At 34.9% G+C, this 23,765-nt stretch carries 24 protein-coding genes and 1 pseudogene; 21 read left to right on the forward strand and 4 right to left on the reverse strand.

Annotated elements, in window-relative coordinates:
- Positions 1 to 9 precede the first annotated feature (9 nt).
- The 10 genes from V192_RS21560 (at position 10) to lepB (ending at position 9,764) form a co-directional block, all read left to right on the forward strand.
- Positions 10 to 168, forward strand: a complete 159-nt coding sequence (locus tag V192_RS21560; RefSeq protein WP_158001107.1) for a hypothetical protein — start codon at positions 10 to 12, stop codon at positions 166 to 168.
- Positions 169 to 704: 536 nt separating this feature from the next.
- On the forward strand, positions 705 to 1,799 hold the full coding sequence (locus V192_RS0113115) for a tyrosine-type recombinase/integrase (RefSeq protein WP_025872448.1): 1,095 nt from the start codon (positions 705 to 707) through the stop codon (positions 1,797 to 1,799).
- A 194-nt stretch (positions 1,800 to 1,993) separates the two neighbouring features.
- On the forward strand, positions 1,994 to 2,674 hold the full coding sequence (locus V192_RS20970; protein ID WP_025872450.1) for a winged helix-turn-helix domain-containing protein: 681 nt from the start codon (positions 1,994 to 1,996) through the stop codon (positions 2,672 to 2,674).
- Between the two features lie 110 nt (positions 2,675 to 2,784).
- Positions 2,785 to 5,259, forward strand: a complete 2,475-nt coding sequence (locus V192_RS0113125) for a WxL domain-containing protein (protein ID WP_025872453.1) — start codon at positions 2,785 to 2,787, stop codon at positions 5,257 to 5,259.
- A gap of 12 nt (positions 5,260 to 5,271) precedes the next feature.
- Complete coding sequence (locus tag V192_RS0113130; protein ID WP_025872455.1) at positions 5,272 to 5,622, forward strand: LPXTG cell wall anchor domain-containing protein; 351 nt, start codon at positions 5,272 to 5,274, stop codon at positions 5,620 to 5,622.
- Positions 5,619 to 6,428: a WxL domain-containing protein gene (locus V192_RS0113135; RefSeq protein WP_025872457.1), complete on the forward strand. Its 810-nt coding sequence runs from the start codon at positions 5,619 to 5,621 to the stop codon at positions 6,426 to 6,428. The genes V192_RS0113130 and V192_RS0113135 overlap by 4 nt, the downstream gene beginning before the upstream one ends.
- Positions 6,429 to 6,459: 31 nt before the next feature.
- Entirely contained in the window at positions 6,460 to 7,263 is an 804-nt protein-coding gene (locus V192_RS0113140) for a WxL domain-containing protein (RefSeq protein ID WP_025872459.1), read from the forward strand.
- A 121-nt stretch (positions 7,264 to 7,384) separates the two neighbouring features.
- Positions 7,385 to 8,515, forward strand: coding sequence for a WxLIP family cell surface protein (locus V192_RS0113145; RefSeq protein ID WP_025872461.1), 1,131 nt, complete (start codon positions 7,385 to 7,387; stop codon positions 8,513 to 8,515).
- Between the two features lie 12 nt (positions 8,516 to 8,527).
- A complete protein-coding gene (locus tag V192_RS20210) occupies positions 8,528 to 9,130 on the forward strand; it encodes a hypothetical protein (protein ID WP_239644683.1) in 603 nt (200 codons plus the stop codon).
- A gap of 79 nt (positions 9,131 to 9,209) precedes the next feature.
- Positions 9,210 to 9,764, forward strand: coding sequence for a signal peptidase I (gene lepB / locus V192_RS0113155; protein ID WP_025872463.1), 555 nt, complete (start codon positions 9,210 to 9,212; stop codon positions 9,762 to 9,764).
- A gap of 315 nt (positions 9,765 to 10,079) precedes the next feature.
- Here lepB and V192_RS20215 read toward each other — a convergent pair.
- Positions 10,080 to 10,822: pseudogene (locus V192_RS20215) on the reverse strand (MurR/RpiR family transcriptional regulator).
- 160 nt (positions 10,823 to 10,982) lie between these two features.
- Between V192_RS20215 and pfkB the strand changes: the two are divergent.
- From pfkB to V192_RS0113185, 6 genes are all read left to right on the forward strand, one after another.
- On the forward strand, positions 10,983 to 11,921 hold the full coding sequence (pfkB, locus tag V192_RS0113165; RefSeq protein WP_025872466.1) for a 1-phosphofructokinase: 939 nt from the start codon (positions 10,983 to 10,985) through the stop codon (positions 11,919 to 11,921).
- 1 nt (position 11,922) lies between these two features.
- Complete coding sequence (locus V192_RS0113170; protein ID WP_025872468.1) at positions 11,923 to 13,332, forward strand: PTS fructose transporter subunit IIC; 1,410 nt, start codon at positions 11,923 to 11,925, stop codon at positions 13,330 to 13,332.
- A 24-nt stretch (positions 13,333 to 13,356) separates the two neighbouring features.
- Positions 13,357 to 13,608 carry a PTS sugar transporter subunit IIA gene (locus tag V192_RS22620; RefSeq protein WP_275574542.1) on the forward strand — a complete coding sequence of 84 codons (252 nt, stop codon included), beginning with the start codon at positions 13,357 to 13,359 and terminating at the stop codon, positions 13,606 to 13,608.
- Positions 13,523 to 13,810, forward strand: a complete 288-nt coding sequence (locus V192_RS22625) for a PTS sugar transporter subunit IIA (RefSeq protein ID WP_275574544.1) — start codon at positions 13,523 to 13,525, stop codon at positions 13,808 to 13,810. The genes V192_RS22620 and V192_RS22625 overlap by 86 nt, the downstream gene beginning before the upstream one ends.
- A 9-nt stretch (positions 13,811 to 13,819) precedes the next feature.
- The gene (gene lacD, locus V192_RS0113180; protein WP_025872470.1) at positions 13,820 to 14,797 is read left to right on the forward strand and encodes a tagatose-bisphosphate aldolase; all 978 of its coding nucleotides are present in this window, start codon (positions 13,820 to 13,822) and stop codon (positions 14,795 to 14,797) included.
- A gap of 121 nt (positions 14,798 to 14,918) precedes the next feature.
- The gene (locus tag V192_RS0113185) at positions 14,919 to 15,794 is read left to right on the forward strand and encodes an AraC family transcriptional regulator (RefSeq protein ID WP_025872472.1); all 876 of its coding nucleotides are present in this window, start codon (positions 14,919 to 14,921) and stop codon (positions 15,792 to 15,794) included.
- A gap of 52 nt (positions 15,795 to 15,846) precedes the next feature.
- Here V192_RS0113185 and V192_RS0113190 read toward each other — a convergent pair whose 3' ends face one another.
- From V192_RS0113190 to V192_RS0113200, 3 genes are all read right to left on the reverse strand, one after another.
- Complete coding sequence (locus tag V192_RS0113190; protein WP_025872474.1) at positions 15,847 to 17,136, reverse strand: ATP-binding protein; 1,290 nt, start codon at positions 17,134 to 17,136, stop codon at positions 15,847 to 15,849.
- Positions 17,137 to 17,284: 148 nt separating this feature from the next.
- Positions 17,285 to 18,484: a sensor histidine kinase gene (locus V192_RS20225; protein WP_239644684.1), complete on the reverse strand. Its 1,200-nt coding sequence runs from the start codon at positions 18,482 to 18,484 to the stop codon at positions 17,285 to 17,287.
- 93 nt (positions 18,485 to 18,577) lie between these two features.
- Positions 18,578 to 19,351: a LytR/AlgR family response regulator transcription factor gene (locus V192_RS0113200; RefSeq protein ID WP_025872476.1), complete on the reverse strand. Its 774-nt coding sequence runs from the start codon at positions 19,349 to 19,351 to the stop codon at positions 18,578 to 18,580.
- Positions 19,352 to 19,691: 340 nt separating this feature from the next.
- Between V192_RS0113200 and V192_RS0113205 the strand changes: the two genes are divergently transcribed.
- The 5 genes from V192_RS0113205 (at position 19,692) to V192_RS0113230 (ending at position 23,753) form a co-directional block, all read left to right on the forward strand.
- Positions 19,692 to 20,846 carry a WxLIP family cell surface protein gene (locus V192_RS0113205; protein ID WP_025872478.1) on the forward strand — a complete coding sequence of 385 codons (1,155 nt, stop codon included), beginning with the start codon at positions 19,692 to 19,694 and terminating at the stop codon, positions 20,844 to 20,846.
- Positions 20,839 to 21,180, forward strand: a complete 342-nt coding sequence (locus V192_RS0113210) for an LPXTG cell wall anchor domain-containing protein (protein WP_158001108.1) — start codon at positions 20,839 to 20,841, stop codon at positions 21,178 to 21,180. Before V192_RS0113205 ends, V192_RS0113210 begins: the two co-directional genes overlap by 8 nt.
- 367 nt (positions 21,181 to 21,547) lie before the next feature.
- On the forward strand, positions 21,548 to 22,258 hold the full coding sequence (locus tag V192_RS0113220; protein ID WP_025872481.1) for a WxL domain-containing protein: 711 nt from the start codon (positions 21,548 to 21,550) through the stop codon (positions 22,256 to 22,258).
- A 102-nt stretch (positions 22,259 to 22,360) separates the two neighbouring features.
- A complete protein-coding gene (locus tag V192_RS0113225) occupies positions 22,361 to 23,023 on the forward strand; it encodes a WxL domain-containing protein (protein WP_025872482.1) in 663 nt (220 codons plus the stop codon).
- Between the two features lie 34 nt (positions 23,024 to 23,057).
- The gene (locus tag V192_RS0113230; protein WP_025872484.1) at positions 23,058 to 23,753 is read left to right on the forward strand and encodes a WxL domain-containing protein; all 696 of its coding nucleotides are present in this window, start codon (positions 23,058 to 23,060) and stop codon (positions 23,751 to 23,753) included.
- The last annotated feature ends 12 nt before the right edge of the window (positions 23,754 to 23,765 follow it).

Genomic DNA, 23,765 nt, shown 5'->3' on the forward strand with positions numbered 1-23,765 from the left:
GAGTGAATCATGTTGAAAGAGGAAAACTTTATTCATTATGTTACTGTAGCACTTAAAAATTTAGGATATAACAAAGCTGGTATCTTCAATGTCGAAGGAGAAATAAAGCGATTACTCAAACGTTATTCTACTGAAGAAATCAAGGCTAAACTAGAAAAAATGAAATAGGTGATCTCAAATCAGTTGGATAGAATACGAATCTATTCTTGCACAATCGTTTTTCATTTCAAGAAATCCTATTTTTCAAAATGTAGCTGATTCAACATGTCAGCGCAATGGGTATGAATGATCTAGTATTTCATAATTGCTATAGAAGAATGAAGCTATATGAGCAAGCTAGACACTATGCTTAAATAATTTTTTAAAATCTAATTGCTATTTTTAATAAATATAGTTAGAATAAAAAAGAAGGAATGGCTTTTAAATAACTAAAAATAGACAAAAAACAAATAAAAGCTTCCGATTATCTGTTATAATCGGAAGCTTTTATTTGTCTTTTTTAAGATAACGAACGTTTCTAAAACATATACTACTATTTAAATAGTAAGGTGTCAATAGGTTTTTATGGAATAAAAATAGGTTTTTGTATTTATTTTAAATAAATATGTTTTCATAGTGATTAATTTAATAGAATAACAAGTAATTATATTTTTAAGCCGTCAGTTTAGCCGTCAAATTATTGAAGTAGGAAGGATTGAATTTAAATGACTAGAAGAGGGGAAAATATTTATAAAAGAAAAGATGGACGTTGGGAAGGTAGGTACGCAAAAGGTCGAAAAACAAATGGCACTATTCATTATGGCTATGTTTACGGCTATAAATATAAAGAAGTCAAACAACGCTTAATTCATTTAAAGTCTACACAACAACATGCTGATGAGCCTTTTATCAAAAAATACGAAGGGACTTTAAATGAATGGTCGGCTGATTGGTTAAAAGAAATCAAGCCTGATGTTAAGCCTAGTACATATAGTAGTTATTCTACCAAGCTGACACATCATATTTTACCGGTTCTTGGAAATCAGCCGATTTATATGATCAAAAAAAATCAAGTAGAGTATTGGTTAAATTCATTGCGGGATGAACTGGCAATCAGCTCAATTCATGCAACTTATAGAGTTTTAAGAAGTTGCCTAAACTATGCAGTCAAGCGGTCTTTGATTATAAAAAATCCATGTACGGACGTTCAACTACCAAAACAAAAATCAAGCACAGTACAAAGTTTGACCAAACAAGAACAAGAAAGACTTGAAAAAGTAGCAAAACAACATAAAGCTGGTCTACCGATTTTGATTGCTTTAGAAACGGGAATGAGAATTGGAGAGATTGCTGGATTAAAATGGCAAGACATTGATTTTCTTGAGCAAGTCATTAGAGTGAAACGAACACTACAGCGAGTGGCCACAGAAGGGGCAAGACAAAAAACAGAATTAGTTGAGCTTTCACCAAAAAGTAGCAACTCTGTTCGTATTATTCCCTTATCTCAGAACATGAGTTGTTTGCTTCAAAAAATGCAAAAAGAAGCACAAAGTGATTATGTAGTGGGGAAAAGAAAAGCATTGGAGCCTCGAGTGATCAATTACCATTTTAAACAAATCTGTCAAAAAGCACAGCTTCCACCTGTTCATTTTCATGCCTTGAGACATACCTTTGCTACTCGCTGTTTAGAAAACGGTGCGACTGTAGCCACAATCAGTGATTTATTAGGGCACAGCTCAATAAAAATGACATTAGATACATACATTAGTTCTTTTCTGACTGAGAAGAGAAAAGCAATTGATTCTGTCAGCTCGCTCTAACATATTATACTGTTGATATTTTCTTCGCCGTCATTCCGCCGTCAAATGAAATACACGAAGTGATTGTATCAAGGTCTTAACCGACATTATCTTGTTATAACAGATAATGAGATAAAAATGTACAAAAAATATAATATAGGTCATTAGAATTATCTTTGATAGTATACAGCAAAAACAAAAGGATGTGAAAAGATATGTACGCAATTGGGGTACTTTCAGATAAACAAATGATACATAAAAAAGAGCAGGAACGATTTCTTACTGATTTTGATATTACAGTCCATGATTTGGAAAAGACAAAGCTAACCTCTTTACATGGGATTGTCCTTCCAAAAAATGAACATGTACAAATAGAGAAATTATTTCAGTGGTTGATCAAAGTGAGAGAAAGTACATTAAAACCAATTTGGATTTTAGCGAGTGAGCCCTTAGGAGAGGAAAAGCTCATCTATTTAAAATTAGGTGTGACAGGCTTTCTAGTGGAAACAGACTCATTTGAAGAAATTGCTTGGACGATAAAAAATGGACTGCTTTCTATGGGCAAAGAAGAGACTGAGGCCGATAAAAATCATAATTTTTGTTTAGATCCATCAAGTTTTACCGCTGTGATTGCTGGCAAAAAGATGATGCTGACAAAATTAGAGTATATGTTGCTTGATTACTTATATACATCTATAAATACGGTGCGAACCTATGAGGAAATTGCCAATTATTTATGGAAAAAAAAAGAATCAGCACCAAAATACCGAGTAGCCAATTTAATCTTTCACATTCGTCAGAAAATAGAAATCATTGACAAAAAATATGCAAATATGATTAAAACGGTTCGTTCGAAAGGGTATATTTTAACACTTCCAGAGGAGTTTATTGAGTAACAGAAAATAAGAAAACATCCATTTCCTTTATCTTCCCCAATAGTTGACTTATTGAAAGGAGGGATGCAAAAAAAATTAGAGTAATTATCAAAATAGAAAGGAGGAAAAAAATGAGAAAAAAAAGGAAAAATAAACTTAGATTAATGCTGGTACTCACCGGACTTGTTGTTGGTATCTTTTATTTTACTCAGAGCAGAAATGATAGATTAATGGCAGCACCACCTGTTGGGTATTCCGATTTTATCACGACGCCTGGTGTGAATATAATTGATATCAATGCTACTTCAAAGGTCGAGATTTCAGGAGATTACTCATTGAAATTTCGACTGTCAGACAAAGTCGTATATGAGCCTATCGGTGCATCGAAAGTTGAAGATTTTGTAAGCAGAAATACATTTCCTGGTTCGAATCAGCATAATTTCAGAGGAAAAAGTCAAGTCATTAGCTTTAATCCTAAAGATGATGCCTTATATCCGGAACGTGCTGTTTGGGTTAGAAATGCTGGTATTTATAAAGGTAGAGAGATTGATCTCAAGTTGGTTATCGATAAATTGAATTTTCAATATGTCTCTGGTTATCCAGGTGGTGGTTATCCTGATGTAAACTTTTTTGCTTTAGATGTTAGTGAACGAAAGCTATATAATAGCTATTTAACTGCTAGCGATTCACCAATTCTTTGGGAAAAAGCTTTCTTAATGATGGGTGGGAAAAAGGGTAACGTTGATCCAAATGCTAAAGAAGCAAGTAATCTTTCAGAAAATTATAGTAAAGGTGATACAGTTTCCTATCATTATGAATTTTACGATTCTGTAACTAAAAAGCAGATAAATGTTAAAGGAATTTGGAATTACAATAATATCAACCTTGCAAAACAAATCATAACAGATTTTGACGGTGACTTTAGTAGGATTTTTGTTACGACAGATGCGGATGAAAATCTGGGCTATCAACTGGGGCCATCACCTATTGAAACGATCAATATTTCAGGAGCTGCGAATATTGTCGATAAAAGCTATACCAGATTAGATAAATTGTTCCAAGGGTCAACGTATACTACGGCATTTTCTGCTAATTGGAGTACACCTATGCTAGTGATGTACGAAACTGAATCGCTAGCCCGAATAGCCCCTGCGAAACCAGTCGTCATCGGTAATACTACTGATCAAACACACAAAGACCCTAACTACTTAGGCTTGAATTATACCATCATTCAAGATGTAGCAGATAATCGTGTGATCAATCGTAATAACAAATTTATAATCGAAACAACTGTCCCAGCTTATTATGATATTGATTTAGCCAACATCAAAGTTAATTCATATGGGAATGCAGATGATTTAACTGATTTGTTTATACTTTCAGTCAATCCAGCTAATCCGAGTAAACTTTTATTAACAGCAAAAGACTCAACTGCAGATGAATTCAACGGGAAAGTATTTGAAATTACGGTTTCAGCAAAACCAAACAGCACGTTTGATTTTGCCAAAAATAAAGCGGACTATCGTTACCAAAATGGCGGTAAGGATGACGGATATATGCTGTTTGAGCAAGGATTATCCACCAAAGTTCACTACGAGGTCAATGATAGTGTGACGGGTGCAGTCGTGCACAATAAAGATATCGCATCAGAAATTACCGATGATACAACAGCAAAAGTTTTATATGAAGGAATTCCAGATGGAGATCCTAAAAAGGATTTGACATTCCAAAAAGGCACCGATTTCTCAAAAATAGACAAGCAAACAGCCTATCTTGATAATCTTCGTGTCGATACCGAGAATGCCATCGATGAACCAGTGGCTGTATCCTATAAAGATGGGAAATTACCTGATTCATCTATTCTTGGACCACAAAAAGTAACATTGGTTTTAACGACGGCTAAAGGAGTCACTGCTGAAAAAGAAGTAACGATCATGATTTCTGATATCAGTGCAACGTTAACGGTTAAATTTATTGGTGAATTAAATAATGAACTACATTTGCCGATTACATTAGAGGGCAATACGGCAGATACAATTGATTTATCCATTGATAAAACAGTGCAGGATATTGTGTCTGAATTAGTAACAAAAGGCTATACAAAATTACCGTGGGATAACCCAGAGCCTGAGACCGCCACTTCTTATACGGCAGGAACAGTAATCTATAAATTCCAGGGGAATCTAGCGTTAGATTCAGTACCAAAAACCTTGAATTTCGGTAAGCTGACTTATGATGCAAAAACAAAAAGAGTTGAAAATCCTGATTTCAAGGAAAAACTGATTGTTTCAGATACACGAGCAAATCCAATACAAGGGTGGCATTTAACTGCAACCTTAACTAGTCCAATGATCAATGGCAAAGGCGAAGAGCTTGTAAATGCTTTGCGTTATGTAGATCAAGGACAGGAAACCATTCTTGATAATAATGCACAAGTCGTCTATGCCAATAGTGAAGGGAAAGACGGGAAATTTACAGTTAGTGATTCGTGGGGAACTGCTCAAGGAACAGATGGGATAAAGCTTCAAATGAATTCCTCTGATACCGTGTATACCGGAGATTATATTGGAACGATTACTTGGAAAATCATGGCTGGACAACCATAGAAGGGGGAAAATATGAAAAAGACACAACGATTGATTTTACCCCTCTTCTTAAGTTTATTCATTAGTTTGTTTGGCATAGCTTCACCAGTTCAAGCATCAGATGAGGCTGGTGATGGACAAGTTACTAGAGGCGGCAAGATTATGTTTTATGAAGAAACACAGCTAAGTTCCTCAACAGAACCTAGCACCTCTGAAATTCTTATTCCAACGTCGTCAAGTGCTCCTGATACTGCAAAACCAGTAGGACGTTTTCCTAAAACAGGTGAGCTTGTTCGACAGTATGGTTGGATAGGTGGGGGATTGTTACTTCTTTTGTTCTGTCTGCTATTTTTACGAAACAGTAAAAAGGAGGAGCGGAAATGAAAGAAGGAACGAGGTATTTTGGGATAGGCGTCATAGCTGTTGCGATAAGTATGAGTGCTTTTTGGCACACTTACTACGCAGAAGCAGTGGAGACGCTAAATGGTTCAGGAAATGTGGAGGTCATTGGCAGTGATCGGTCTGATGTCGTAGATCCAGAAAATCCAGGAAATCAAATTGATCCTGGTGAAAGCCCCCATACAACTGGACCGCTTAGAATCGATTATGTATCATCTTTAAATTTTAACAAAGCGTTGATTCAGAAAAAAGAACGGAAATATGAGGCCTTAGCGCAACAATTTCACGACGAAACCACACCAAGAGGCAGCTATATTCAAATCACTGATCAAAGAGGAGCTGCTACTGGCTGGACATTACAAGTCAAGCAACGGACTCAGTTTAACAACCCTGTGATACAAAATAAGGAAGAACAGTCCTTAGTCGGCGCGTATCTTTCTTTAGATAAGGGCTGGGCAAATTCCAGTGGGACGAGTAAACCCCCAACAGTGACACGAGAAACGATTGGGTTAAATGCAATCGATACTGCCTATGAAGTGGCAACCGCCATTCCCAATACAGGCCGTGGTGTCTGGACTATTGAGTTTGGCGCTTCTGATACCAATAGCAATCATCAACCAGCAACATTAAAACCGCTGATTGATAAAGAGGGCAAAGCAATTCTAGATGAGGAGTACCAAAAACCTGCATACACGAATTCGGCCATCACTTTAACTGTACCGGAGTCGACCAAAATCTACCCAGTACAATATCAAACGGAGATAACTTGGATATTAGCCGAGTTGCCTTAATAAATAGCAAAAAAAGAGAGGGAGTAAACAAATGAAAGTAAGAAGTTTATGTACAGTGTCATTAGTAGCAGTTATTTTAGGAACATCATTAGCAGGAGGCACACAAGCATCTGCAGCACCGCAAGAATTACCATCAACAGGAACGGTAGAAGTAATTGAAGGTGGCGATCCAGGGAAAGGCAAAACACCTGACCCGGAAGATCCAGATAAAAAATTACCAGACCATCCAGAAATCGAAGATAATAAAGATGGTGGCGCATTGATGATCGATCAGGTTTCTAATTTAAACTTTGGCACGATCAAAACATCAAGTAAAGATGTTGAAGCTTTTGCTGCACCAATCGATTTAACTAAAGCAACACCAGCAGGAGTAGGTACTCGTGGTGCTATCGTAGGCTGGACAGATATTCGTGCGAATGGCGTTTATGGGTATGAAGTTACAGCTGAATTAACGCAACAATTTACCGGTACTGCCGCAAACGGAAGTACAATTTTGGATTCTTCTACAATTGATTATTTAAACGGAATGGCAGTACCAGATAGCGAAAATAAAAACATTGTACCGTCAGACACAAAAACAGGGTTTAAATTGGCCTTTGGCGGTGGAGCTCAACCAGTTGTAACAGCGGATAAAGCTGCAAAAGAAGGAAAAGGAACCTACGTAATGGAGTTTGGTCAAAGTAAAGATTACACACCAGGCGCAGGTGCTCCAGCTGGGAACCCAGGAACAGACGGAACTTCTGTTAAATTGACTGTTCCTTCAGCAACAGCTTCAAACATGAGTATCGACACATATACAGCAATAGTAACTTGGAAAATCGTTGCCGCACAATAATTGTGTGTTGTAAAAATAAGCTGATGGATTTTCCCATCAGCTTGTTTTTTCCATGTTCGATTCGATGCTGGAAGCTCGTATACATACTGAAAAAATCAATAAGAATTTTATGAGGTGAATTATGAAAAAAAGAAAATGGCTCCTATTTTTAGGTGCACTCAACTTGATCGTTATAGTGTTTTTTGGAAATGTTCAGAAAGTAAATGCGAATGAAAAAGACCCAGGAGGGGCAACGGGTTTTACATATAAAGTTTCCTTTCCTGAGAATCAAATGGAAGAAAACATTGGATTTTACAAATTGAAAATGGCTCCCAATGCGCATCAAGTAATTAAAATTGCTTTATCTAATCCAGGTAAAGAAGTATTGACGGTCGATGTTAGTCTAAATGGAGCTAAAACCAATCAAAATGGTGTGATTGAATATGGTGATTCCACCATCGAGAATGATGCTTCACTGAAATTTGATTTTAAAGAGATTGTAACTGGTCCAAAAACAGTCGAACTCAAACCAGGAGAAACAAAGGATCTTGACCTAGCAATCCAGATGCCAGAGACAATGTATGAAGGCACTATTGCAGGTGGAATTCAGCTGATGCGGGCAAATCAAAAAGAAGAAACAGATAAAAAAGGCGGTTCGCAAATCATCAATCAGTATGCGTATGTCATCGGATTATTATTACAAGAAAATGATCAGCTCCCGTCTCCAAATTTAGAATTAAATAGTGTGAAAGCCAATCAGGACAATGCACGTAACGCTATTTTTGTTAATTTTTCAAATATAGAAGCAGCGTATTTAAATAATATGACAATAGAAGTACAAGTAACGGAGAAAAACAAAGAAGCTATTCTTTATGAACGAAAACAAACGGCAATGCGCATGGCACCTAATACATTTATCAATTTTCCGGTTAGTATGAATGGAGAGAAAATGGTTGCAGGTAAATACAAAGCCAAGATTCTAGTAACCTCCGACGATAAAAAATGGAGTTGGGACCAAGAATTTACAATCGATCAAAAAGAGGCCGATAAATTTAATGAACGAGATGTCGGTTTAGTACAGGAAAAAGGAATAAATTGGCAGTTGATCGCTTTGATCGTCGGTGGCTTGGTGGTAGGAATCGCACTAATTTTTATTATACTTGTTATGATACGCAAACGAAAAATAGCAAAAAACTCAATTAATCCACCACAAAAAAAAACAAATGGAAAGAAGCAGCCAAATAAATCCAAAAATAAACGAAAAGATCGTTAGGAGCTGATAAAAATGACTATTTTAGATCAGCTATTTATTGGCGGGCTATCTGTCGCAATCGTCTTATTTTTATTAGCTTGTTATTTCTTGTTTCAATCGATTAGAACCCAAAAAAAACTGACAAAACTACCAAAAAGAAAAAGTAAAAATAAAAAGAGAAATAAGCGCATCGCTCAAAAGCGCTTTTCTCTAAAAAAGTTTAGAAAAAAGCAACTTATCTCCTTCAGCATTTCTTTAATTTCAGCGATGTCATTGTTTGGTGGTGCCAGTTATCTTTCTTATTATCAATCGATGAATCTCACGTCCGATGATTCTGATACGCTGGTTAAATGCTATTATTTAATCAGAGATTTTGAAAAAGAATTGCTTACAGCGAAAGAAGGTGAAGAAGACGAAGCGAAAATTCAGCAAAATATCCGCTATTTGGCGACTTCTATGACTAGCCAAGGAACGAAAAAAGCCAGTAAAATCAATACAGAAGAAGGACAACTAACGTTAAATCGTTATTATAATGTTGTCAAACAACTTGGGATGAATGCCAGCACACAAACCAATAATTTTTATGGAAATGCCCAATTAGTTGATGCTTTTTTAGAGGATATAAAAAAAAAGTGAAACCTATGAAAAAGCTGCTTTTAGTTATTACAAAGTGAATGAGTCTGCATTGAGTAAAGAGAAATAAGTAGGGATTCACATGAAAAAAAATAAAGAAACAACCGATTGTCCGTACATCAAAGATTTTTTTATTGCCTGTTTTTGTGTATTGTTTCTATTGTCAATCGTCATTTTGATCCAGTTCAAAGGCACAAGGATTCATGGTTATGCAATGATACCTACGTTGCACAATGGTGATTTAGTCGTGGCAAAAAAAACAAAACAACCGAAACGTTTTGATTTAATTGTTTTTAAAATAGGTGAGAAGCAGCAAGTTCGAAGAGTTATAGGATTAGCTGATGAAACGATCCAATACAACGAGGATATTCTATTGGTCAATGGAGAGCCCGTCGATGAAAAATTTATTGTCGATGAAATCAATGAAAACCAGTACAATGGGAAAAATTATACAGAAAACTTTTTTAGCGGCGAACTGAATGGATCAAAAACAATTCCGAAGGGCTATTGTCTCGTTTTAGGGGATAATCGCCCCTATGCGACAGATAGTCGCCATTATGGTTTGATTGCAACACGCAATATTATTGGTGTGATCAAGCTGAAGCTTCTTCCTGTGAATGATCTGACACGTTTTTAAATCGGTTAAAATGCCATAATCTAGTCCATTTTTCATTGTAAAAATAGAAAAATTTGGTAAAGTGGACGTAGCAAGTTTCACCGGAGGCAACTATGAGTGTATATTTAGAGCGACCAGAAGGCTTGTTTAGGCTTCACTCGGTTCTCTATTAGAGGAAAACAGCAGGTGCACAATGAAACTGGGTTCGCGTTAACAGCTGTAAATGTAAGAAAATATAGGCTAAACAAGCAAGTAAATAAAAATGATTCTTGCCATAATCTAAAAAATAGAAGACTAAAATCATAAAAATGATTTTAGTCTTCTATTTTATTTATTTTAATTTGTACGGATAGCGTAAGAGTCCAGCAGAATTCTTGCCATGATTGAAAGAGGTAATCTTGAACGAACTTCATATTCTGGAAAGTAAGAGCCTTCTGATTTAAATCCAATGAAGACGATTTCTGATAAGTGAGCCAAGGAGCTACTTGAATTGGCAGTCAGAGTGATTGTACTAACGTCATTTTTTAAACAGTTTTTCACAGCTGTGACTAATTCAGGGGTTTCGCCATTCAAAGAAATCAATAGAACGATATCATTACGTGTGATTTTTTTACTCATACTGGTAATAATATTGGGATCAGCATGCATCTCGCAATATTTTCCTAAAAGCTGAAATTTCACCGTCATTTCTTGAGCAATCAATTCAGAAAAACCGCGAGCAAAAAGGACAATTTTTTGTGCAGCTTTGATCTTTTGAATAGCATCTTCAATACTACCACTATCTAGCATATTGATCGTGCGAATAACTTCTTGTTCGTTCTTTAAAATTGCCCGTTTGATTTCAGCATCGATCTTTTCAACACCAGAAAAATTAATCATTGTGTTGGATTGATCTTTCAAATAATGTTTAAAAGAAGTAAAGCCTTCATACCCTTTTTTTTTCATTGCACGAACAATCGTTGCAGTAGAAACATTGGCTTTTTCACTTAATTTTACGATGGAATAATTAGGTATATCCACTAAATTTTATCGATAAAATCCCATAAATATTTTTCTGATTCACTTAGCGCTTTTTCCAAGATATCGTGCCTCCATTTCAATGCCTATTCTTTTTATATCATACCATTTTCAGCATAGATAAATAAAGATTGTATCGTTTTTCAGGTGATTCTTATGATTATGAAAACATTTACATAGTAAAGTAGCTGATAATACAGGTGTGAGGAAAGGGGGAGCAAAATGGTTCAACTATATACGTGCACGATGAATTTAGCAATCGACTTATTTATCGAAACAGAAACAATGGAACCTAAAGTTGTCAATCGGACGCTTGATGATGATATTCAAGCAAATGGAAAAGGAGTCAATGTATCATTGATTCTGAAAAAATTAAACATAGACAGTACAGCCATTGGATTTAGTGGTGGCTTCACAGGACGCTACATTGAAGAATTTTTAAATCAGAAGGAGATAGCGACAGAATTTATTCCTATTGCAGAGAATACTCGAATCAACGTGTTTACACAAGTTAACCAAGAGCACACTGAATATAAACTAGTCAATAAAGGGCCTAAAATCCCAAGGGAAAAAATCAATGAGCTATTAAAGAGGATCGAAAAAATAGAAGCAGGGTCTTATCTATGTGTTTCAGGTAGTTTGCCGCAAGGGATTTCTGAAGTGATTTTAGTAGAAATTAGTCAAATCGCTCACAAAAATAAGGTCAATTTAGTTTTAGATAGTAGCTATATGAGTGTGATGGATTGTTTGGTTTACCAGCCCTACTTACTAAAACCCAATGAAGAAGAATTAGCAAAATGGTTTGGTCAAAAAGATATTCCTTTGGAAGAAAGTCCAACATATTTGAAACGGTTGATCCATAAAGGAGCGCAAAGAGTGTTGTTGTCATTTGGTGGAAAAGGCTGCTTCTATGCGGATAAAGACAGAATTATTTATGGAAATGCTCCGACAGGAAAAGTAGTGAACACGGCTTGTGCGGGTGACAGCTTATTAGGGACGTTCATTAGTGGTTTGCTGATGAACGAGCCGCTAGATAAAACGTTGAAACATAGCATTGCAGCTGGCAGTTCGACTGCTTTTAGAAAAGGGTTGACTGATTTTAGTGATATCAAAGAGCTAGAAAAACAAATTCAAATCCAAACAATAGAAGGGAAGAGCTAATATGACAAAGTATCAATTGATTGCAGCAACAGGTTGTCCTACAGGAATCGCGCATACTTATATGGCACAAGAAGCTTTAGAGCAAGCAGCAAAAGCAAAAGGTATTACGATCAAGGTTGAAACTCATGGACAAATTGGTGTAGAAAACGAATTGACAAAAGCCGAGATTCAAGACGCTGACGCTGTAATTATTGCAGCAGATAAAGATGTTCATGCAGAGCGCTTTGCTGGAAAAAGAGTGATTGAAGTTCCCGTGAGTAAAGGAATCAAAGAAGCGAGCAACTTGATCGATGATGCTTTAGCTGGCAAAGGTAAAATATTCGGTGGTAATAACATGGTTGACGTAGATGCTTTAGAAGAAAAAAATAATGAAACTAAAGGAATCGGTCATAGCATTTATAAAAATCTGATGAATGGTGTTTCTCATATGTTGCCTTTTGTAGTCAGTGGTGGAGTGCTAATTGCCATTTCATTTTTATGGGGAATTTACTCTGCTGATCCTGAAAGTGCTCAATTCAACCAATTTGCAGCTACTTTAAAAGAAATCGGTGGTTTAGCGATGGGCATGATGGTACCGATTTTATCAGCGTATATTGCAGAAGGGATTGCCAAACGTCCGGGGTTAGTCGTTGGATTTGTTGGCGGACTAGTCGCAAGTAATGGCGGGACTGGCTTTTTAGGTGGGATCGTTTCTGGTTTCTTGGCAGGATATGTCGTTCTAGGGTTAGTCAAAGTATTTAAAATGTTACCAAAATCTTTAGATGGTTTAAAGGCGATTTTCTTATATCCAGTTTTAGGTGTTGCAATCACAGGATTGATCATGTTTGGCATTGCAGGACCAATGTCTGTAATCAATGAAAGCATGATGGATTTTCTAGCTGGATTTGAAAACTCAAGTCCTTTGGTTTTAGGCATCATTGTTGGATGTATGTGTGCGTTTGATATGGGTGGTCCAGTGAATAAGGCAGCTTATGTGACAGGAACAGCACTTTTAGCCCAAGGAAATACAAGCTTTATGGCAGGTGTTTCTGCCGCTTGTATTGCACCACCATTGATTACAGGGTTCGCGGTCCTATTTTTCCGCAAATATTTTGACACAAGTGAACAAAATGCCGGATTGGTCAATTTTATTTTAGGCTCGACACATATCACAGAAGGAGCCATTCCATTTGCAGCAAAAGATCCGTTGCGGGTATTGCCAACGATGATGTTAGGGTCATCGATTGCTGCAGTTCTAACGTATATGTTTAAAGTTCAAGTGCCAGCGCCGCATGGTGGCTTCTTAGTATTACCTGTTGTGACACATGGTTTGCTATGGGTATTGGCTATTTTATCTGGATCGATCGTGGGTGGATTTTTGCTAGGAATCATTCAAAAACGTCGAATCGAGAAGTTAGAAGCAACAGTTTAAGTGATAGAAAGAGGTTGAAAACAAATGGATTTATTAAACGCACAACACGTTTTTATTGAAACATCGATTGGAACAAAGGAAACGGCCCTTCAATTTTTAGCTCAAACTGCTCAAAATTTACAGATTACGACCAATAGCGCAGATGTTTTAGCAAGTTTTAATGATCGTGAAATGCAAGGCAGTACAGATGATGGATGGTTTTGCTATCCCACATGCAAAGAGTTCGGCCATCAAAGAAGCAAGTATCCTCATTGTAAAAATGAAAAATCCAATTGAATGGGACAGTTTAGATGGCAAACCAACCGAAGTGATCATCGCTTTATTGATTCCTGAACAAGAAGCTGGAACGACCCATCTAAAATTATTATCCAAAGTTGCACGGCTATTAATGAAAGATGATTTTAAAACACAGTTGAAAGAATTAGAATCAGCAGCAGAAATCGCTGAATACGTGAATCAACAATTAATTGAGGAGTGAGCACTAACGATGAAAAAAATGACAGAATCTAAATTAACAGCAATGAATAAAATGTGTAATAAAGACGGGATCATTGCCGCACTTGCGATCGATCAACGAGGATCATTGAAAAAAATGATTGAAAAATCTTGTGGACACGAAGTAGATGAAGAAATGATCATCACGTTTAAAGAAATCGTTTCTCGTGAATTAACACCCTATGCTTCAGCGATCCTTTTAGATCCAGAGTACGGATTACCAGCAGCAAAAGTCAGAGATCAACAGGCAGGATTATTAGTAGCATACGAAAAAACTGGATATGATGCTAGTGAACCGGGGCGCTTGCCTGATCTTTTAAGTGATTGGTCTGTTAAACGTTTAAAAGAAGCCGGTGCTGATGCAGTAAAATTTTTGTTGTATTATGATGTGGACGAAAGTAAGGTAATCAATGAACAAAAACACGTTTTTATGGAACGAATCGGTTCAGAATGTGTTGCTGAAGGGTTGCCATTTTTCCTAGAATTAGTGTCTTATGATGCACAGATCACGGATGGAGCAAGTAAAGAATATGCCAAAATCAAGCCGCACAAAGTCATTGAAATGATGAAAGAATTCAGTAAACCGCGATACAATGTTGATGTGTTGAAAGTGGAAGTTCCTGTAAATATGTCCTTTGTAGAAGGATTTGGTGAAGAAGCTTGTTATTCAAAGGAAATGGCGAAACAATTATTTAAAGAACAAAGTGAAGCAACTGAGCTGCCATTTATTTTTCTAAGTGCTGGTGTTAGTAGTCAGTTATTCCAAGAAACATTGTACTTTGCAAAAGAAGCAGGTTCGACATTTAACGGTGTTTTATGTGGTCGAGCAACTTGGAAAGAAGGGGTAGCACCTTTTGCTAAAGAAGGAAAACCAGCTGCCGAGCAATGGATGAGAACTGTTGGCAAAGAAAATATTGAATCCTTGAATCGTGTTTTAAAAGAAACAGCGACACCATGGATGAATAGATAAAACAAATCTTCATAAAAGACAATCTGCTACTATTAGGGATTGTTTTTTTTGTACATAATCAGTTGTAAATAATCAAAATTTTGATAAAGTAAAGAGTAAGAGAAACAATCGGAGGCTGAACATGAGTGTATATTTAGAACGACCAGAATTTGAAGAAAATATTCTTTTTCGAGCATTTATCAATGATGGCATGACGATCGTATATCCTCATTGGCATAAAGAAATCGAAATTATTTACTCGATACGAGGAACAGTCAATATCGGTGTAGGCGATGAAATCGTCCATGTAGCTGAAGGTGAAATCTATTTTTTTGCAAGTGGTGAACCCCATTATTTTTTAGCATCGCCGGATAGTGAGCGAATTGTTTATCAGTTTGATTTGAGTTTATTTAATGAGAAACTGCTAAAATCAGCAGAGGATTGTTCCTTGATCGAATTATTTGAAACGGGCGAAAAGCATAGTTCAAAATGGTCGAAATCCTTGTATTTAGATATAAAGCAATTGCTGCAGCAACTTTTTGAAGAGGCTGAACAAAACAAGCAAGGAAAAAGCTATGCGCAATTTGGCTTATTGTTTCAACTAATTACAACCTTTTACAGACGATTGCCACAAACAAAAATCCAGGTTAAAAAAGGGGCGAAAGCTTCAACAATCAAATACAAAGAAAATTTGGATCGCTTAGATCGCATCTTTACCTATGTCGAAAATCATTATGAAGAGTCGATTACATTGGAAGACATTGCAAAGTATAGCGGCTTTAGTTCGTACTATTTTACTCGTTTTTTTAAGGCAAACACAGGGACAACGTTCATGAGCTTTTTAACAGAATATCGCATCAATCAAGCAAAGTTTATTTTGGCTAATGAAAAAGTCCCTATGATCGAAGTAGCTGAAAAGTCAGGTTTTGCTAGTGTGAAGACGTTTCATCATGTGTTTAAGGAACAAGTAGGTGTCTCACCCTTGAAGTATCAAAAAACATTTGTTGAATTTGTCTAAAAAGAAACAGCCTGCGCACGATAACATGTCGGCGGGCTGTTTCTTTTTATAGTCATTGATCTTGTTGAAGAGTCAACAAGATTGAGAAGTTCTTTTTATTTGATTGAAGAAACAAATTCAACTCATTATATTGGTTGATAATTTTCATCACGTTATAAAGACCATGCTCTTTATAGTATTTTTTTGTTGTGATTGAGTCAAATGTCTGGATTGTGCTACTTTGATCAGCTTTGTTTTGAAACACAAAATGAAGCTGATGGGCCTTCTTTGTGATGGACACATACAAAGTAGTATCGGCTCTTCTTTTTGTTTCCTTTACGGCATATTCAGACAAAGCTGATAGACAGCGTAGAAGATCAATCAAGCGGATCGAGATATCATATTCTTGAATTTTGTTTGGGATATCAAAGTGAAGTTGAAGTTGTTCCTGTTTACATGTTTCGACCAAATACATTAAAAGACCTTGCAGGGGTGGGATAGATAAATTATCTAGTCCCATATAAGGATCTGAATTCAAGACATCTTTTGAATAATCACTAATTGAGTCAATATATTGGAGTGCTTCTTGGGATTTTCCTTGTTCAACATAATCTGTCAAGCTCAATAAAATATTGCGATAGTCATGCCGAAATTCATCTGAAACGACAATTTTTTCTAGTTCTTGATTATATTGTTTAAATAAAGCCTCTTTTTTTTGCTGTTGTTGATAATATTTACTATATAAATAAGCAGTAGAGTAAACAATCAAACATAATGTTAGTAACAAAAATGTTAGATAAAAGAATGACTTCACAAAAAAATATGTAATAGCCAGTTGTCTAATTACAATAAAAAGAATCAGAAAAAAAAGAGCAATAGCTGATTGAAGCTTATACCTTTTACGAATATGTAAAATAGAATCAGAAATCAAATAGGTATCATCAATTTTTTTAGTAGCTAAGCTCAATAAAAGAATAGCAGCTTGTTGCCCAAATAGTGAAAAGGATACAAGTGACTGATACTTCACTGCATTAATAATATGTAATTGAAATAAGAAATTCAATAGATCATAGGTAAATAGCCAAGAAAGAATGACTAATGAGTTGAACAAAAACAGAGTCACTACCATTAAAATCCAGCTATCAACATGGTACACAATAAAAATGGCTAAAGCTGTATAAAAAATAAATAATAGCAAATAAAGATAAGGTACTACATTAAAAAAACTGCTAATAATAATTAAACTCAAGATAATGGATAAAATAATGGATTGCTTTTTGCTGATATACTTTTGATAAAGCAAAACCCAGATAATTTGAAGATAACTTATAGCAAATAATTTCGCTGCTAAGGCAGGTTCCATAGCTTTTGCGCTCCTTTAAGTAGACAAAACATAGGTTTATTTTATCATATCAAAAATGTCTTGAAAGTTCCAATTTATAACTCATTAGATAGAATAAAAAAATGTAGAGAGCAATGATGGACACCACTATTCTACATCTATCTACAGATTACTGTTTTGTTAGTTTATGAACGGAATAACTAGCAATAAAACGATTGTCTTTTTTTGCTACTTGATAGCTTGCCTTTTTATATTTATTGATTATTTTTGCAAGAATATATAGCCCTTTCCCTTGATGATTTTTCTTTGTTGAAAAATTATTTTGTAAAATAGATTGGAAAGGAACATTTTTGTCTTCTGTATATGTATTTTTTACGGTTACTTTTATAAATTGAGAGTCACCAGTAATCATGATTTCAATCAATTGATTATCTGTTTCTTGAACTGCCTCATACGCATTATCCAATAAAATAGAAAAACAACGAATAAAATCAACGATGTTCATATCGATATTTGTCAGTGGATCAGTCACGATAATTTTTATTGGAATATCGCTTTCCAAGCATCGTTTAAGAAAATTTGTTAAGAGACCTTGAATCGGAGGATTATGAATCAGAGCAATTGTTTTGTATAAATTAGGTGTTAGAAATGAGTTTGAGTAATCAACGATTGTATGGAGTAAACTCAGCGCTTTTTTTGTATCATCTGTTTCTAGATAGGAAGTAAGGCTTAATAAAAGTTGTTTGTAATCATGCCGAAATTCATTGGAGCGCTCGATCCTTTCTTTTTCCTGTTCATATTTTTCATTGAGTATCGTAATATACTGTTGCTCATTTTGTTCCTTAACAACAAGCAGAATATTCCAGCAAAGAAAGGCAGTAAAGCAAATGATAATAAAAGAACTATAAAAAAAAGGAGCAGAATAGCCCTCTAAAACACTAAATTGTTGTAATCCAAATGTAAAGAATAAAGAAAATAAGAGTAAAATAGATAAAAACCGATATTTCTTAGGTAAAAGGTGCAGAGTCTTTGTAATATTGAAACGTTTATTCAAATAATTTATATAAACCAACAATAAACAGAAAATAAATTGTTGCAGAAAAATAAATAAATTTAGATACTTTTCATAAGTTTCAGCTGATATTAAGTGATAAATCAATAAAATATCCCAAAGATCTAATGTTAAAAGCCATGAAAGTAAGATGATTGCATTTTCAAAGCTCAGGAATAAAGCGGGAATCAACCAATTTTGTATTCTTCTTGCAGGAAATAAAAACTGCAAAATAAATAATGGAATTAATAATAAAATAACTAAATGATCATCTGTAAGAAAACCAACTAGAAATTGAACAACTAAAATAATGGTCATTAGTATTGTCTCGCGAAGGGACAATACTTTTTATAGGAGAACAACCATAGAAACTGCAAAAAATTTAAAGCAAGTAGTGAAATAAAAAAAGGTCTATCGAGCATATTGATACTCCTTTAACCCTTTTTTCACTTTATCAATGATTCTAGTTCCCACAAAAAGTTCATGCTCTCCTATAAATCTAATTGTACCGTTCTTTCGATTAATCGATGAGATGTTTTCAAGATTGACTATGTAAGATTGAAGAGATGAAAATAAGTAAGGTTGTTTTAAATTAGTTTTCATTTTGCCGATTTTTCCTTCTATGATCAATTCTTCTTCGACAGTTTTGACTAAAACCCGACTTTTTAACCCCTTTAATGATTCAATATATAAGATATCTTTACAATTGATATAAATTGATTCGTGACCATTCATAAAAGTGGTGATATCTTGATCTTGCCTCCAAGCAGACTTAGTCAAACTTTCAACTTTCATAAGAACATTTTCAATTGTAGTCTTTAACTCAGTTGAATCGATAGGATTTTTAACGAGATAGCCAAGAGGAAAAATTTCGCTATTAATGATAGAAATGGCTTTATCTTCGAAATTTGTCAAGAAAATAATCGTACATGTATCATTGCGTTCTCTAATCTTTTTGGCCACATCAATACCTGAATATTGTGTTTTTAAATCGATATCTAAAAAGAAAACATCATTATCAGAAATGGTTAGTGTTTGAATATCTTCCATAAAAAGCAAATGATTATCTAAAGGGGATATTACATAAGTAAACGATTCTGAGTGATAGTTTTGAAGATAGGAGATAATCTTTTTTCTATATAGATTATTATCCTCAACTACATAAATTGTGGCATTCTTAATCATCTTTATCCTCCATTCAAAAAAATAAAAAAAACAATTATAAATCTATTCTAGGGTAATCTAATAAAAAAATAAAGATTTTGATAAATTAAAAATAGAAATAGAGGTGGTTGTAATTAGGGAACGTTTACATGTCATTTTTTCTATGGAATAAAAATAAAATTAATAAATGGTAAAGTTAAATGTAATTTGAAAGCGCTTGCTTGTTGTTTTCTTGAGTGAGGAATAACTGTAAGATAAATGCAGTGATAAGTTGTAAAAATCATCACTATTAAAAATATTTCCTTAATAATAATGATAAAAATTTAAAAAAATTAACACTTAAATTAGAGAGGTAGTTAAAATGATCGATCGGCGAATGAAAATTGTAAAGTACCACAAATTAATTATACTAGCTTTTGCGACTATTTGCATTTCTCCTGTTCAAGCAATAGCAAAAGAGGACAAAGAGCAACCATTGGAATTCAGCGTTCAGGCGATTCGGCCGGATACTCAAATTGAAACGAATAAAACATATTTTGTTATCGAGACAAAGCCGAACGAGTCACAGGTGTTACATGTGAAAGTAAAAGCTGCAGTAGAAGAGCCAATCAAAGTTCAAGTATCCTTATTGAATGGAACAACAGGAATCGGTGGAAATATTGAATATGATCCTTTAATAAAAGACGTAGATGAAACCTTAAAAAATCCGATTACAGAAATCGCTAAAGTGTCACAAACAGAAATTACATTAGAAAACTTTGAAGAAAAAACAGTTGATATTGTTGTAACACCGCCAAATGATTCATATGAAGGGATCAAGTTAGGCGCGATCGTGTTTAATCTAGCTGAAGAAGAAGATAGCACTAAGAAAAAATCAATGGTTGAAAATGCCTTTCAATATCGAATTGGTCTAATTACTAGTGAGACAAATGAAGATTACGATAATGCAAAAAATTTAGATTTAATTTCTACAAAGGCAGATTTGACATTAGGACGCAAGCAAATTTCAGCAGTTATACATAACTCGGATCCTAAAATAGCAGACAACTTAAATATTGAAGCGACAGTCAAAAAGAAAGGTTCTTCGAATGTCTTAAAAAGACAAGCTGTTACCAATGCAAGAATGGCGCCTAACAGTACTTATGATTTTTTAATAGATTGGGGTGCAGAAGATATTAAGGCTGGTGATTACGTTGTTGATATGAAAGCCAAGAATGAACAGGACGAGTGGAAATGGCAAAGTGAGTTTACTATTTCCGAAGGATATGCAAAAAAACTGAATGAAGAGACGGTCTTTAAACTAGAATCACCAAAATGGTTACCATTTGTTGTTGTAGCGACAATCCTTATCATTGTTGGAGTAACCACTGCCCTTATTATTAGAAATGCACGTTGGAAACAAATTCTTAAAGAACGAATGAAAAGAAGAAGAGCAAAAAAAGCAAGAAAAAGGAAGGAAAAAGGGGATATTGCTAAGCGTAAAAAAATAAGAAAAGGGAATGATTGTTGTGTATAAGGAGACTAGTAAATATATAAAAATATTTTTTACTGGGTTAGTTCTTTTTGTCAGTATGATTCATTTCTCATCAGTAAACGTATTGGCTGAGGAGCTGGACAAAAGTGAAGTGGGCATACAATTTGAAAAAACAATAGACAGTAGTGATGAGCCTACACCAAAAGATAATACACCAAAACCCAAAGATGGCAATGAGGCAAAGATTAAGAAACTCAATTTACCTAATACAGGTGAACTCATCAAAAACCTGTCACTTCTGGTAGGCATGATGATTCTAATTGCAACTGTCTTCGTATTTATTTTAGATAAAAAATCGGATCTCGATCAAAAGTGATCAATAGAAAAAGGTAGGATTTATTTGTATAAAGGAGAGTCATTATTATGAATGTATATATATGGTTATATATACTAGGCGCGTGTGGGATAGTTTCGCTAGGCTTGTTTTTGTACTCTCTTAATAGAGATAACATATTAGTGAAAAAGCTAAAATTGAAAAAAAAGAAAATATTAGTGAACTGGTTATTACTAGTTATCTCAATAGTATGTTTTAGTATGATGATTTATCTATTTATTTATATACAGAATCAACTTAATTTGTTTGAGTTGAATTAGATATTAATCATATTTTTTAATTTTGTTCAACAGTTTACTACGATAATTTCCTCAAAGGTAAAAATAAAAAGAATTGTTAGGAGAAAATTATGAATAAAAAAGTTTTAGGTACATTAGTTTTAGGTTTATCATGTGCAGCTATTTTAGCGCCAATGGCATCAGAAGCATCTGAAAAAGAAGCGTCTACGGATGTAGGTATCAAATTCGAAACAGATGATGATACTACACTTGTACCTGGACCATTTGGTGATGCTTTAAGTCTTAACGCAAAACCAACACAATTCTCATTTGGTACTGCAAAAGCTGCCAATAACAGTAGTGCAACATATGAGCAACAAAAAGGTGCGACAAAACAATATTTATCTGTTTTTGAAGACAGAGATACAGTGACAACTGACTGGAATGTTGAAGCTAAAATGAGCGCATTGAAAAATACAGACACAACAAATACTGAAAATAAAGAATTACAAGCAACATTGAGATTTGATTCTAGTGCAGTTTCATCTTTCAATGAGCCTGCTAGAGATGCAGACGGAAACTTACCAATGTACATCCCTGTACCAGGTGAAAGTGAATTAACTGCTTTAACTGGCGTAGATGCTAAAGTTACAGGTAACAAAGACGTACAACTTATTGCTGGTGGCGGCTCTGTTAAAGTTTTAGAAGGGAAACAAGATGCTGGAAAAGGCGGATTTGCTTCTGAAATTAACAACGTTAGATTAGCTGTTGCAGCTCAAGGTAAATTAAGTGGACAAGAATTTACAGGTAATGTGACTTGGACATTGAACGACACGATTTAAACTGAAATTATCGTAGGTAACTATTAAGTAAAAAAAGTAACTTTGAGGAAGTTATCGTAGTAAACTGCTGAACAAAATATAAAAAGAATAGAGGAATTGAAAATGAAAAAGCAAAAAATAAGTGTTTTAGTTCTAAGTATAGCGTTAGGTTCTGTAATGTTGCCAAATGTAGGGTATGCTATTGATCCAACATCAACTGTGGATGTCACAGTTTCTGCTGGGGCTGGAGAAGGACCGACAGAGGAAAATATTTCAGATAAGGAACCCAATGAGGGACCCTTTGTAATTAAAGCAGTTTCTGATTTTAAATACCCTAGTATCCCTATTGGTAAAACGAGATCAGCAACTTTAGCAACCGGTTATGATTCAGGAATAGAAGTGGTTGATGTAACTGGTGATGGAACAGGTTGGAATGTAAAAGTTGCAATGACAGAGCCATTAGCAATGACGACAGGTCAAAAGGAAGAGCTGAAAGGTTGGGTTTTACAAATTCCAACGAAAGAGGTTGTTTCCGGCCGTCAAGTTGTTACTGATCAAGCGCTAGGAGTTCCTGTGACATTAACAAAGGATGCATCTAAGACTGTGTTTAAAGCCGATGTCGGAAAAGGTATGGGGCGCTATACTAACATTTTTGAGCGAAATGGTGCACAAAATAGTAATCCTGAACGTACAACTGGGGTTCAATTATCTATACCAAATACTGCTCGAGCAGCAAGTTATACTGGTAAATTAACTTGGACGTTGACAAATACACCAGAAGCATAATTGTTCGGTGAGTGAGTAAAAAGGAGGGTCGATAATGAGTATATTAAAAAGGGGTGGAGTAGCTTTGGCCGGTTTGCTTTTGATTACTTTTTGTTGGGGCGAAGAATCTTTAGCGAATACGATACTGACCAATGCACTAGGATCAGATATTAATACAACGATTATCGAAGGTAGTGAAGAAACGATTCCTCCCAAATTCGGTAAAGATCCAGAAGATCCTGAAAATGATGGAGAAGGGAATAGCGGTTTGTTAAAAATTGATAGAGTCCCTAATTTTACATTTAATAGTATCGTTCCAAGTGGATTATATCAGTTGGAATATGCCGCAAACTCTAATCCCTATATTCAGGTATCTGATTTAAGAGGTAACTTAAGCGGCTGGACTTTATCTGCTAAAATATCTAATTTTGTTTCACAATCAACGCCTGAAGATCCTAAAAGTTATGTATTGACTGGAGCTGAATTTACATTAGAAAACGGCGTAGTAGAGGGATACAAATCAGAGTACGCTACCCCGCCTAAAAGCTATGGTGTAACACTCAATAGTAATTTCAAAAAAATATTTAGTGCAGAAAAAGATTCTGGGCAAGGAATTTGGGCTTCAAGATGGCAACGAAAAAAGGGAGTAAATGAAAATATAAAAATAGCGATATTACCAAGAACTGCAAGACCAGATACAGAATATAAAGCAAATATAACCTGGTTGTTAAATGATGTTCCATCTGAGTAAAATTTAGTAAAT

The sequence above is a fragment of the Enterococcus crotali genome (assembly GCF_000633635.1).
Lineage (GTDB): Bacteria > Bacillota > Bacilli > Lactobacillales > Enterococcaceae > Enterococcus_L > Enterococcus_L crotali.